8 protein-coding genes are annotated in these 12,624 nt (G+C 71.6%); 1 reads left to right on the top strand and 7 read right to left on the bottom strand.

From position 1 onward, the window contains the following. Positions 1 to 39: 39 nt before the first annotated feature. The 7 genes from DK412_RS13530 to DK412_RS13500 form a co-directional block, all read right to left on the bottom strand. Complete coding sequence (locus tag DK412_RS13530; RefSeq protein ID WP_109972367.1) at positions 40 to 885, bottom strand: metallophosphoesterase; 846 nt, start codon at positions 883 to 885, stop codon at positions 40 to 42. Then, complete coding sequence (locus DK412_RS13525; protein ID WP_109972366.1) at positions 882 to 1,811, bottom strand: diacylglycerol kinase family protein; 930 nt, start codon at positions 1,809 to 1,811, stop codon at positions 882 to 884. The genes DK412_RS13530 and DK412_RS13525 overlap by 4 nt, the downstream gene beginning before the upstream one ends. A 272-nt stretch (positions 1,812 to 2,083) precedes the next feature. Further along, complete coding sequence (locus DK412_RS13520; RefSeq protein ID WP_109972365.1) at positions 2,084 to 4,285, bottom strand: 3-hydroxyacyl-CoA dehydrogenase NAD-binding domain-containing protein; 2,202 nt, start codon at positions 4,283 to 4,285, stop codon at positions 2,084 to 2,086. Positions 4,286 to 4,307: 22 nt separating this feature from the next. Beyond that, positions 4,308 to 4,808: a hypothetical protein gene (locus tag DK412_RS13515; RefSeq protein WP_245447638.1), complete on the bottom strand. Its 501-nt coding sequence runs from the start codon at positions 4,806 to 4,808 to the stop codon at positions 4,308 to 4,310. 5 nt (positions 4,809 to 4,813) lie between these two features. Then, positions 4,814 to 6,022: an acetyl-CoA C-acetyltransferase gene (locus DK412_RS13510; protein ID WP_109972364.1), complete on the bottom strand. Its 1,209-nt coding sequence runs from the start codon at positions 6,020 to 6,022 to the stop codon at positions 4,814 to 4,816. Positions 6,023 to 6,127: 105 nt separating this feature from the next. After that, on the bottom strand, positions 6,128 to 7,921 hold the full coding sequence (locus DK412_RS13505; protein WP_109972363.1) for an acyl-CoA dehydrogenase C-terminal domain-containing protein: 1,794 nt from the start codon (positions 7,919 to 7,921) through the stop codon (positions 6,128 to 6,130). A 229-nt stretch (positions 7,922 to 8,150) separates the two neighbouring features. Then, complete coding sequence (locus DK412_RS13500; protein WP_093564333.1) at positions 8,151 to 8,612, bottom strand: MerR family transcriptional regulator; 462 nt, start codon at positions 8,610 to 8,612, stop codon at positions 8,151 to 8,153. Positions 8,613 to 9,104: 492 nt separating this feature from the next. Here DK412_RS13500 and DK412_RS13495 point away from each other — a divergent pair, with 492 nt between their 5' ends. Next, positions 9,105 to 12,584 (top strand): SEL1-like repeat protein, encoded by a 3,480-nt coding sequence (locus tag DK412_RS13495; protein WP_109972362.1) that lies wholly within the window; start codon positions 9,105 to 9,107, stop codon positions 12,582 to 12,584. The last annotated feature ends 40 nt before the right edge of the window (positions 12,585 to 12,624 follow it).

Genomic DNA, 12,624 nt, shown 5'->3' with positions numbered 1-12,624 from the left:
TGCTCGACTTGCCTCGGAACAGATCGAGCAGGGACCTGGTCACTCCTCCGCCGCACACCGCGCCGCGCCCGATTCCGCCGCGTCGCACCAATTCGTTCCCGTCCACAGCCGCACCTGCACGGTGGCGACGCCGTCCGCGACGGTGATGCGGTTATACGCGTTGGGCTCGTTGCCGCGCAGGCGGGTCGAGGTGGCGGAGCCGGCCTGGACCGCGAGCAGCCGCCGGCCGGTCGCCTTCGCCTCCGGCCGGTCGATCTCGGCCTTCGGGCCGTCCGGGGTCGGCTCGGCGAAGCGGGCGTAGCCGCGGTGGAGGTGGCCGGCCAGCGTCAGGCCGACGCCGTGGCGCTGGAAGGCGTCGAGGGCCTCGTCGGCGCGGCCGACCAGGCGCGCCTCCTCGTCCCAGGGCGGCGGCATGAAGGGATGGTGGCCGACCACGATCCGGAACAGGCCCGGCGGCAGGGAATCGAGCCGCGCCTCCGTCCGCTTGATCTGCGCACGGGTGATCTTGCCCTGCGACCAGTCGGTCTCCGGCGCCCAGGTCCGCACGGTGTTGAGGCAGATCACCGCGATCTCGTCGTCCTGGAAGACCGGCTCGGTCTCGGGCGCGACGTAGCGGCGGTAGCGCCGGAACGGATGGAAGAAGCGCTGCCAGAGCCGGAACGGCGAGATGTCGTGGTTGCCCGGCACGGCGATCCAGGGATGCGGCAGCCGGTCGAGGAAGGCCTTCGCCTCCAGCCACTCCCGGGTGCGGGCGCGCATGGTGAAGTCGCCCGAGATGATGATCAGGTCCGGCTGGTCGCGGGTCAGCTCCGCCACCAGTCCCTCCACCACCGCCGGGTCGGTGCGGCCGAAATGCAGGTCGGAGATATGGGCGATCCGCTTCATCGGGGATCCTCCGCCGGCACGAGGACTTGCAGGGCGCTGCGGCGGAGGCGGTAGCGCAGGGGTGGGGCGATCAGCACGACCTCTCCGTCATTCATCACCCGCAGGGCCTTGCGGGCGTCGAGGGTCAGGGCGTCGGTCTCGTGCCGCTCCAGCCCGGGCAGGCGGCGCCACTCGCCGACCGCGAAGCCGAGCCCGAGGCGCACGAGCCGCGCCGCCGACAGGGTCTCGACGAGGTAGAGCGTGAGGTGCCCGCCGTCGACGCCCGCCCGCGACAGAACCTGGCCGAAACCCTCCCGGTAATCGCCGCAGACCACCGCGAGCGCCCGGAAGCGCACCCGCCTTGTGGTGCCGCGGAGGGTCAGCACGGCGCGCTCGCGCGGGTAGCGCCCGAGATGGCGCAGGAGACCGGCGGCCATCCGCAGGAGGTCGGGAAGTCCCATGCGGCCGCGCCGCGCCTCGCGGTGGCGCGCCATCCGGGCCGGCATGCCGAGCACCGAGTTGATCAGGAAGACGTGGCCGTTGACCTCGCCCGCATCGATCCGGTGCGCGAGGCCGGTCGCCAGCACGTGCACCGCTCCGTCGAGGTCGAGGGGCAGCCCGAGGTCCTTCGCCAGCAGGTTCATGGTGCCGAGCGGCAGGATGCCGAGGGGGACGTCCTGGCCGGTGAGCGCTTGCGCCGCGCAGGCCAGCGTCCCGTCGCCCCCCGCGACCGCGACGGCGTCGATGCCCGGAATCGTCGCGGCGGCCTTCAGCCGTTCCGGCAGGGGCGCGTCGGGACGCGGCTCCGGCACGACCGCGAGACCTGCCGCCTCCAGGCGCTCGCGCAGGCCGCCCGGCGTCAAGCCGCCGTCGACGAGCGAGCCCGCCGCGAGATTCGCCACCAGCACGACCCGGCGGGCGGGTGATTCACCACTCTGATTGGTCACACGGATCGTCCCGGGCGGCAGGGGCGCCGCCCGGGCAGGATGCCGGGTCCGTATCTCAGGCCGATGGCGGGGCCGGATTCGACCTCATGCTTCCCTTCATCCCACCCACACCCTCATCGTGAAGTGTCAGCCGATCGAAGATCGACTGACCTCGAAGGAAGCTTCCAGATCCCGCTGAGATCTCTGGGGGCCTCCTTCGAGGCCAAGCGATCTTCGATCGCCCGGCACCTCAGGATGAGGTCGCGGGTGGGGCGAGGAGATCGATCAGGGGATCACGCCGCCTGTTTCGCCGCCTCGCCGTAGAAGGTGCCGCCGCGCCCGGCCATCGCCACCAGCGTCTCCGGCGGGGAGAAGCGGGCGCCGTGCTTGGCTTCCAACTTGCGACAGAGTTCCACGAACCGGGCCGCCCCCATGAAGTCGATGTAGGACAGAGCCCCCCCGGTGAACGGCGCGAAGCCGAAGCCGAGGATCGAGCCGACATCGGCCTCGCGCGGGTCGGTGACCACGCCCTCGCCGAAGGTCCGGGCGGCTTCCAGCGCCTGGGTGACGAGGAGGCGCTGCTTCAGCTCCTGGAAGTCCACCGCGTCGGGATCGATCCGGGTCTCCTGGAGGTCACGCAGACCCGGCCACAGCTTCTTCGGGCCCTGCTCGGGATAGTCGTAGAAGCCCTTCCGGTTCTTGCGCCCGAGCCGGCCCTCGCCCTCGACGAGGGCGGTGAGCAGGCGCTCCTGCACCGGATTGACGGCGGCCTCGCCGACCTGCGCCTTCGTCGCCTTGACGATCTTGAGGGCGAGGTCGACGCCGACCTCGTCGTTGAGCGAGAGGGGGCCGACCGGCATGCCGGCCTGGCGCCCGGCATTCTCGATCATCGCGGCGGGCACGCCCTCGCCGAGCATCAGGTGGCCTTCGAGGATGTAGGCACCGACGCAGCGGTTGGCGAAGAAGCCGCGGGCGTCGTTGACGACGATCGGGGTCTTCTTGATCGCCCGGACGTAGTCGAGGGCGACGGCGAGCGCCCGCTCACCGGTCGCCTTGCCCATGATGATCTCGACCAGCATCATCTTCTCGACCGGCGAGAAGAAGTGGATGCCGATGAACTGCTCCGGCCGGCTCGACGCCTTGGCCAGCCCGCTGATCGGCAGGGTCGAGGTGTTGGAGGCGAAGATCGCGTCGGGCCCGATCACCGCCTCGACCTTGGCGATCACCTCGGCCTTGACCTTCGGGTCCTCGAACACCGCCTCGACGACGAGGTCGCATCCCGTCAGCGCGCCGTAATCGCCGGTCGCGGTGATGCGTCCGAGGAGCGCGTCGCGGTCGGCGGTCTTGGCGCGGCCCTTCATGATCTGGTCGGAGACGAGCTTGTGGGCGTAAGCCTTGCCCTTCTCGGCGGCCTCCGCCGACTGGTCGACCAGCACGACCTCCAGCCCGGCATTGGCCGAGACGTAGGCGATGCCCGCTCCCATGAAGCCGGCGCCGACGACGCCGACCTTCTTGAGCTGGACGGCGCCGACGCCCTTCGGCCGGCGCGCGCCCTTGTTGAGCTCGCCCATCGACAGGAACAGGGTGCGGATCATCGCCGCCGCTTCCGGCGAGCGCAGGATCTTGGCGAAGTACCGGCTCTCGACCTTGAGCGCCAGATCCATCGGCAGCTGCAGGCCCTCGTAGACGGCGTGCAGGATCGCCTTGGCGGCGGGGTAGTTGTCGTGGGTCTCACGGCGGTAGATGGCGTTGGCCGGCGGCCAGGTCATCATGCCGGCCGGCGAGTAGACCTTGCCGGACGGCGCCTTGAACTTCGGCTGGTCCCAGGGCGCGACGGCCGAGCCGCCGGCCTTGATCCACTCGCGCGCCTTGGCGACGATCTCGGCCTTCGGCGCGACCGCGTGGACGAGGCCCATGTTGCGGGCCATCAGCGGGCGGATCTGCTCGCCCTTGAACAGCATCTGCAGCGCGTCGCCGGTCTGCATCAGGCGGGCGACGCGCTGGGTGCCGCCGGCGCCCGGAAACAGCCCGACCTTGATCTCCGGCAGGCCGACCCGGGTCTTGTCGTCGTCCGACAGCACCCGGTGGTGGCAGGCGAGCGCCAGCTCGAAGGCGCCGCCGAGGCAGGTGCCGTGCACGGCCGCCGCGAACGGTTTCCCGCAGGTCTCGAGCTTGCGGTAGAGGAGCGTCAGCCGACGCGACTCCTCGAAGAAGAAGGTCATCGCCTCCTCCTGTCCGCGCTCGCGGGCCAGCCGCGCGTATTCGGCGCCGAGGCCCTGGAGCATCGTCAGGTCGGCGCCGCCCGAGAAGGTGTCCTTGCCCGACGTGATCACGCAGCCCTTGACGGCGGAATCGGCCACCACCGCGTCGATGATCTGGTTCAGCTCCTCCATCACCTCGGGGGTGACGACGTTCATCGAGCGACCGGGCATGTCCCAGGTGGCGAGCGCCACGCCGTCGGCATCGGTCTCGAAGCGGAAATTCGTGAGGTTCATGGCGAAGGCCTCGTGAGAGCGATTACGGCTTGGCCGGTGCAGGCGCCGGCGTCGGGGCCGGGACGCCTTGGGACGGCGGCGTCTGGCCGTTGCCCTGCTGCGACAGGGCCGCCAGCGAGAGCAGGTTCATCATCTTGGTCACCGCGTCCTTCGTGATGGTGGTGACCATCGAGGTCGGGTCGGCGTTGAGCGCCTGGAACTTCTGGTAGACCGGGTCGTCGTAGATCGAGACCAGCCGCTTCAGCTCGGCGGCGTCGAATTTCTGCGCGTATTCCTTCGACAGTCCGTCGACGAGGGTGTCGCGCTCCTGCGCGAAGGTCTTTTCCAGCTCCGGACGCAGCTTGGCCGATTGCTCGGCGCTCATCGAGGCGAGGGTCTTCTCCTCGGCCTGCTTGAACGCCTGCGTCAGGTTGCGGGCGACCGTCTTCGAGACGATGTCGCGGGCGAGCGCCAGTCGGTCGTCGTCGGCCCGGGCCGGGCCGGCGAGCGCCAGCCCGAGCGCCAGGAGGGGGAGGGCACGCATCGCCCTCACACCCGCTCGATGATCGTGGCGGTGCCCATCCCGGCGCCGATGCAGAGCGTGACCAGCGCCGTCCGCTTGTCCGTGCGCTCCAGCTCGTCGAGCACGGTGCCGAGGATCATCGCACCGGTGGCGCCGAGGGGGTGACCGAGCGCGATGGCGCCGCCGTTGACGTTGACCTTGGCCGGATCGACGTCGAAGGCCTGGAGGAAGCGCAGCACCACCGCCGCGAAGGCCTCGTTGACCTCGAAGAGGTCGATGTCACCGATGCTCATGCCGGCGCGCTTGAGCACCTTGCGGGTCACGTCGACCGGGCCGGTCAGCATCAGGGCCGGGTCGGAACCGATATTGGCGAAGGCCCGGATCCGGGCGCGGGGCTTCAGGCCCGCCTTGGCTCCGGCCTCTTGCGAGCCGATCAGCACCGCGGCGGCGCCGTCGACGATGCCCGAGGAATTGCCGGCATGGTGGACGTGCTCGACCGCCTCGACATCCGGATGCGCGTCGACCGCGACCGCGTCGAAGCCACCCATCTGGCCCATCTGGACGAAGGAGGGCTTGAGGCTGGCGAGCGACTGCATGTCGGTGCTCGGGCGGCGGTGCTCGTCGTGGTCGAGCAGCGTCAGGCCGTTGACGTCGCGCACCGGCACGACCGAGTTCTTGAAGCGGCCGTCCTCCCAGGAGCGGGCGGCGCGCTTCTGCGATTCGACCGCGTAGGCGTCGCACTCGTCGCGGGAGAAGCCGTACTTGGTGGCGATCAGGTCGGCCGAGACGCCCTGGGGCATGAAGTACGACTTGATGGCGATGGCGGGATCGACCGGCCAGGCGCCGCCCGACGCCCCGATGCCGATGCGGCTCATCGACTCGACGCCGCCGCCGACCGCCATGTCGTGCTGGCCGCTCATCACCTGCGCGGCGGCGAAGTTCACCGCGTCGAGGCCCGAGGCGCAGAACCGGTTGATCTGCACGCCCGGCACGTGGGTGCCGTAATCGGCGACGAGTGCCGCGGCGCGGGCGATGTCGCCGCCGGCCTCGCCGACCGGATCGACGCAGCCGAGCACCACGTCGTCGACGAGCGTGGTGTCGAGGGCGTTGCGGTCCTTGAGGGCGCGGAGCGCGGTCTCGGCGAGGCGGAGCGCCGTCACCTCGTGCAGCGAGCCGTCGGGCTTGCCGCGGCCGCGGGGCGTGCGGACGTGGTCGTAGATGTAGGCGTCGGGCATGGGGCGTCTTCCCGGGATTGTCTCGCAGGCGGCCCGTTCGCGGGCCGCAGGCACGTCGGGCCGTCCCGGTCGGGGACCGGGACGGCGTTCAGGCATCGGGTAAGCCTAGAACAGCTCCGCCGGCATCGCCATGACGGCGTCCGACCCGGCCGAGATCCGGGCGAGGCGGGTGCCGGTCTCCGGCAGCACGCGCTCGACGTAGAACCGGCCGGTGGCGAGCCGCGCGTCGAGGCGCTCGGCGATGCCCTCGCCGGACTTCTTCTTCTCGGCCGTGGCCTTGGCGATCCGGCCCCACATGTAGCCCATGGCGACGAGGCCCATCAGGTGCATGTAGTCGGTCGCCGCCGCGCCCGCATTGTCCGGCTTGGCCATGGCGTTCTGCATCAGCCACATCGTCGCCTGCTGCAGGTGGCCGAGGCTCTTCATCAGAGGGGCGCAGAACACCTTGAGGCTCTCGTCCTCGGCGTTCTCCTTGCAGAAGCCCTCGACCTCGGCGAGGAAGCGCATCATCGCCCGGCCGCCGTCGCGCGGCAGCTTGCGGCCGACGAGGTCCATCGCCTGGATGCCGTTGGCGCCCTCGTAGATCTGGGCGATGCGGGCGTCGCGCACGAATTGCGACATCCCCCATTCCTCGATGTAGCCGTGGCCGCCGAACATCTGCTGGGCGTCGACCGCGTTGGCGAAGCCTCGGTCGGTCAGCACGCCCTTCACCACCGGGGTGAGCAGGCCCATGTGGTCCTCCGCCGCCTGGCGGGCGGCCGGGTCCTCGGAGCGGTGGGCGATGTCGGCCTGGAGCGCGGTCCAGATCACCAGCGCCCGGGCGGCCTCGTTGAAGGCGCGGATGGTCAGAAGGGTCCGGCGCACGTCCGGGTGGACGATGATCGGGTCGGCGGGCTTCTCGGGCGCCTTGGCGCCGGTCAGCGAACGGCCCTGGAGCCGGTCGCGGGCGTAGGCGACGGCGTTCTGATAGGCGACCTCGGACTGCCCGAGCCCCTGGATGCCGACGGCGAGGCGGGCCTCGTTCATCATCACGAACATCGCGTTGAGGCCACGATTGGCCTCGCCGACGAGCCAGCCGGTGGCGCCGTCGTAGTTCATCACGCAGGTGGCGTTGCCGTGGATGCCCATCTTGTGCTCGATGGCGCCGCACGACACGCCGTTGCGGGCGCCCAGGCTGCCATCGGGCCCGACCAGGAATTTCGGCACCACGAAGAGCGAGATGCCCTTGGTGCCGGCCGGCGCGCCCTCGATCCGGGCGATCACCAGGTGGACGATGTTCTCCGACAGGTCGTGCTCGCCCGCCGAGATGAAGATCTTGGTGCCGGTGAGCGCGTAGGAGCCGTCGCCGTTCGGCACGGCCTTGGTCTTGAGCAGGCCGAGATCCGTGCCGCAATGCGGCTCGGTCAGGTTCATCGTGCCGGTCCAGGTGCCCTCGACCATCTTCGGCAGGTAGGTGCGCTTCTGCTCCTCGGAGCCGTGGACCAGGAGAGCGGCCATCGCACCTTGCGTCAGGCCCGGATACATCCCGAGCGCGACGTTGGCGCCGGAGACGAATTCCTGCATCACGCTGTTGAGGGTGTGGGGCAGGCCCTGGCCGCCATATTCCTCGGGCATCGACAGGCCCATCCAGCCGCCGCCCGCATAGGCGTCGTAGCCGGCCTTGAAGCCCTTCGGCGTCGTCACGCTGCCGTCGGGATGGCGGGTGCAGCCCTCTAGGTCGCCGACCCGGTTGAGCGGCGCCAGCACCTCCTCGCAGAGCTTCGCGCCCTCCGCGATCACCGCCTCGACCACGTCGGGCGTCGCCTCGGCGAAGCCGGGCAGGTTGCTGTAGCGCGCGATCCCGAACACGTCGTTGAGGAGGAACAGCACGTCCTCCACCGGCGCCTTGTAGCTCGGCATGTTTCCCCCGCTCCCACGATCTGATCCAGATCCGTCCGCGGAGCCTCCGCGGCGAGATAGTTCATATGTAAACTATCTCGGTGCGGAACGGCAAGGGGTGCACCGGCGCACCGCCGGGCTTCGTGCCCGACAAGGTTGACGCAGGATGAGCCCCGGGCGCGAGCCGAGGTGTGATCCGGGCGGCGCCCGCCCCCGCAGGGCGCCGCCAGAACTCCTGTCGCTCTCCGCCTCAGGCGCTCGCGACGGCCTGGCCGTAGCCCCGCAGCGCCTCGAGCGCCCGCTCGATCTCCGCCTTCTGGTTCTCCAGATGGGTGATCTGCTCGGCGACCTGGGCCGGGGAGAGGGCGAGCGTCGCACCGGCGCCGGCCTCGGCGAGTTCGTCGCCGTCGACCATCGCGGCGATCTCGCGCAGGGTGAAGCCGAGCTCCTTGCCCCGCAGGATGGTGGCCAGCCGCGAGCGGTCGTCCTCGGTGTAGAGCCGGGTCGTGCCGCGGCGCTGCGGATGCAGGAGGCCCTTCGCCTCATAGAAGCGCAGCGCCCGCAATGTTACGCCGAACTCCTCGGCGAGATCGCCGATGGTGAGCGTCGCCGGTGCCGTCGAGCGGCCGGCCGGCCGGCCGGTGCGCGGAGCGACCCCGCCGGAACGGGCGGACGCCCCTCTGCTGCTCTCGGTCTGCCGATCATAAGCCATGCCGATTCCCCCGTTGAGACACGCACGCTGTCGATACCAGGGACGCCACTCGGGTGCCCTGTGACACAAAGAAGGTCAAATGACCTACCTAAGGGAAAGGTAACGTCAACTTGAGCGTGTGTTACTTACGGTAAAATGGGCGATGTTTCAAGCTCTTACGACGGAAATCAGTTTACCGTTACGGGCTGCCAGCCGGAGGCGTGGAGCGGAAAATGCTCGTTCGGCTTGCGTCAAATCGCCCCCAGGTTGTGAACATAAATTGGTCATGAGTGAGTTGCGCGTGCAACGATCGAGAGCGTTAAGCGTGCCGGGGCGGACGTAAGGTTGCTGCTTAACCGCTTGTTTACCGTGTCGCTCGAAAGTGCGGGAGGGAACCTTCACAGGCGGCCGCCACTGACCGGATCTTCACGATCCAGCAGGGCGCAGGGTTCCTGCCGGCGACGCGCCGACGCCTACCCGCGAGATCCCCAGGCCCCTTGCGCAGAGCCCGCTATGAGACGGACCGCTCCCTCACTCGATGCTTTCGATCCGGAGCTGCGCGACGCCGCCCGCGAGGCTGCCCGGCGCGCCGGGTTGTCAGTGGACGAGTGGCTGGCCGAGGCGATCAGCGAGGGCTCCGCCCGCGCCGGCGTCCGTCAGCAATCGCGCCGCGTCGCCGGATCCCGCCGCGCGCGGCACGATCCATTCCAGGCCCAAGGTTTTCCGGAGGTCGAGCCCGAGGGCCGGCGGGCCGACCGGTCCTGGCCGCACGACGCGCCGCGGGCGCAGCGTCCGCGTCACGGGCGCGGCGCCGAACCCGCCATCGTCCCGACCGGCTCCGTCCCGGCCGCCTTGCCGGCGGCGAGCGACGCGCAGCTGGTCGAGGCCGTCGCAGCGATCGGCCGCCGCCTCGACGCGATCGACCGCCGCATCAGCGAGAACCGCGAGGCTGTCGACGAGGCGGTGACCAAGGCGGTGCAGGACAGGAAGGCGGAGCAGGCCGGTGCGGCCCGTCCGACCGACGATGCTTCCACCCCGCGCGACGCCGCGGCGCGTCCGGCCGGCCGTCGTACCCGCCCGGCCCCCAACAGCCTCGCTGCCGCCGTGGCGGAGATCCGCCAGCGCCAGCAGCAGCTCGACGACGGCACCCCCGGTGACGACCAGGAGATCCTGGTCGACGGCCTGCGGCGCGACCTCGCGCGGGTGATGGAGACGACCGAGGCCGCCGCCGACAAGCTCTCGCCGGCGATCGCCGGGTTGCAGGCCGAGACCACGCGCCTGCGCGAATCGATCGGCACGCTCGCCACCAGCGGCGATCTCGTGACCCTGGAACAGGCGGTCCGCACGCTGGCCGACGAGGTGCAGCGGGCCCGGGACCCGGCCGACCTCGTCGCCGTCGCCGGGCCGATCGACCTGATGCGGGTCCAGGTCGGCCGCCTCGCCGACGACGTCGCCGCCAACGTGCATGCCCGGGTGGCTCAGGACGTCGAGCGCCTGGCGCGGCAGATGGACGGGACGCTCGGCGCCGGCCGGACTGGGCTCGCCGACAGCGACGCGGCCGCCAAGCTGTTCGCCGAGCTCGAGGAGATCCGCGGGCGGCTGGCCGTGCTCGCCGAGCCGGCCCGGGTGCAGAACCTCGCCCGGTCGGTCGACGAGCTCACCGAGACCGTGACCCGGCTCGGCAACGGCATGCTCGACAGCCCGGCCCTGATGAACGAGCTGCGGCCGCTCCTGGAGGAGATCCGCGAGGGCGTGCGCGCCCCCGGCGCCGACGCGCCGGCCCTGGCCCAGGGCATCGCCGATCTCGACCGCAAGCTCGACGACCTGCGCGCCGAGCGGCGCGAGCAGCCGAACGCGGCCGGCGACATCCTCGGCCGCATCGACGCCCTCTCGGCCAAGGTCGACCAGGTCGCCTCGGTCAACACCGTCGGCGACGTGATGGGGCGGCTGGAGCAGATCGGCGAGGCCTTGCGCCAGCCGGCGCTGCCGAGCAGCGACCTCGCGTCGATCCACGGCATGCTGCGCAGCCTCGCCGACAAGCTCGACCGGGTCGGGCAGGGAGCGGGCGGCGAGACCCTCGACGGGCTCGAGCGTCAGGTGCTGGCGCTCGCGAGCCGCATCGACACCCGCGGCAGCGATCCGGCCCTGGCGGGCCTGGAGCGCACCATGGGCGACCTCCTGGCCCAGGTCGCGCTCCTGCGCGACGAGGCGCCGATCCAGGCCGCGGCGGAGCGCGCCGCCCGCAGCGTCGCCGATTCGATCGGGGCCGAGCGCAAGGGCGCGGCGGAAACCGAAGGCCTCGGCGGGCTGCAGGCGATGCTCGCCGACATGCGGGCGCAACAGGCGGCTTCCGACAAGCGCCTCCAGGCGACCATGGAGGGCGTGCATTCCGCCCTCGAGCAGCTCGTCTCCCGGCTGACCCATCTCGACGGCGAGCGCCGGAGCGAGGCCGGCCCGGCCGCCGTCGCGGCGCCGGCCCGTCACGCCCGCAACCTGCGCGACACGTTGCGCGAGACCACGACCCCGGCGCCCGAGCCGCGCCCGGCCCGCCGGCCGGAGGCGCCCAAATCCGGCCCGGCGAACCTTGGCCCGGCGAACCTTGGCTCGGCGAATCCCGGCCCGACGAGCCCGGCCGACGAGATGATCGAGCCCGGTGCGGTGCGTCCGCGCCAGCCGCACGGCGCCGAGACCATCTCCGCGCCGGAGCTGCCGGCCGGCGACATCAAGGCGAGCTTCATCGCGGCGGCCCGCCGCGCCGCCCAGGCCGCGGCGGCGGAGGCGGCCGGCACCGGATCGGTCCCGCCCGTGCCCGAGCGGAGCGTCGAGGCCCGGGGCAGCCTGGTTGAGCGGCTGCGGGCCACGATCGAGCGCCGCCGCCGGCCGCTGCTCCTCGGCATCGCCGCGATCGTGCTGGCGCTCGGCACGCTGCAGGCCCTGCAGAGCGCCGGCCCGCGTACCAGCACTCCGACGATCTCCTCGCACGAGGCGACGCCGGCCGATCCGACGACGACCCAGGCCACCGGTGCGCCCGCCCTGCCCAGGGGAACGCCCCCGGTCGCGGCACCCGCCGCAACGGCGGAGGCCAAGGGTGCGGACACCAGGGCCGTCGAGGCCAGGCCGGCTCCCGCCAAGCCCGATGCCGTCAAGCCCGACACCGTTCCCCAGAAGGGCGTGGAGACGGTGGCCCCCGAGGCGGCCAAGCCGAGCCTCGCCGCCAGGCCGACGACGCCGCGGGTGACCGACATGGCGTCCCTGAACAACGAGCTCGCCGGCCTCCCGGCCGGCGCCTCGTCCCTGCGCCAGGCGGCCCTCGACGGCGACGGTGCGGCGATCTACGAGCTCGCGAGCCGGGCCGTCGACGGCCGCGGCCTGCCGCGGGACACCGCGCTCGCCGCCAAGCTGTTCGACCGCCTGGCCGGCGCCGGCTACGCCCCGGCGCAGTACCGCCTCGGCAGCCAGTACGAGAAGGGCCTCGGCCTGGTCCGCGACCAGGAGAAGGCGCGGCTCTGGTACGGCCGCGCGGCGATGCAGGGCCATGTCCGGGCGATGCACAACCTCGCGGTGATGCTGGCCGAATCCGGCGCCGCCGGCGGCAAGCCCGACTACACCTCCGCGGCGACCTGGTTCCGCAAGGCCGCCGAGTACGGGGTGCGCGACAGCCAGTACAACCTCGCGGTGCTGCAGGCCCGCGGCCTCGGCGTCACCCAGGACCTGACCCAGGCCTATGGCTGGTTCGCGGCTGCCGCCGCGCAGGGCGACGACGATGCCGGACGCAAGCGCGACGAAGTCGCCGGCAAGCTGGCGCCGAAGGACCTGGCGGCGGCCCGCAGCGCGGCCGAGGCCTGGAAGGCGAGGGTCCCGGATCCGGCGGTGAACGATCCCCCGGCCGCCCGCGTCGAGACCGCGGCGACCCCCGGCGCGATGTCGCTGATCGGCGCGCCGCCGCCCCTCAGCGTCGGCAAGGGAACGGGACTGGGAACCGGCAAGGTGTAGGCACGCCGAAACACTCGAAGCCACAGCCGAGATCGACGGG

This window comes from Methylobacterium sp. 17Sr1-1, from assembly GCF_003173775.1.
Taxonomy (GTDB): Bacteria; Pseudomonadota; Alphaproteobacteria; order Rhizobiales; family Beijerinckiaceae; genus Methylobacterium.
The sequence above is the reverse complement of the archived record's forward strand: the minus strand, read 5'-3'. Positions and strand labels throughout refer to the sequence as shown.

Bases quoted from the DNA above. Each gene is read 5' to 3' on its own strand.
- DK412_RS13530 (WP_109972367.1), bottom strand. From the start codon at position 885: ATGAAGCGGATCGCCCATATCTCCGACCTGCATTTCGGCCGCACCGAC.
- DK412_RS13520 (WP_109972365.1), bottom strand. From the start codon at position 4,285: ATGAACCTCACGAATTTCCGCTTCGAGACCGATGCCGACGGCGTGGCG.
- DK412_RS13515 (WP_245447638.1), bottom strand. From the start codon at position 4,808: ATGCGTGCCCTCCCCCTCCTGGCGCTCGGGCTGGCGCTCGCCGGCCCG.
- DK412_RS13510 (WP_109972364.1), bottom strand. From the start codon at position 6,022: ATGCCCGACGCCTACATCTACGACCACGTCCGCACGCCCCGCGGCCGC.
- DK412_RS13505 (WP_109972363.1), bottom strand. From the start codon at position 7,921: ATGCCGAGCTACAAGGCGCCGGTGGAGGACGTGCTGTTCCTCCTCAAC.
- DK412_RS13500 (WP_093564333.1), bottom strand. From the start codon at position 8,612: ATGGCTTATGATCGGCAGACCGAGAGCAGCAGAGGGGCGTCCGCCCGT.
- DK412_RS13495 (WP_109972362.1), top strand. From the start codon at position 9,105: ATGAGACGGACCGCTCCCTCACTCGATGCTTTCGATCCGGAGCTGCGC.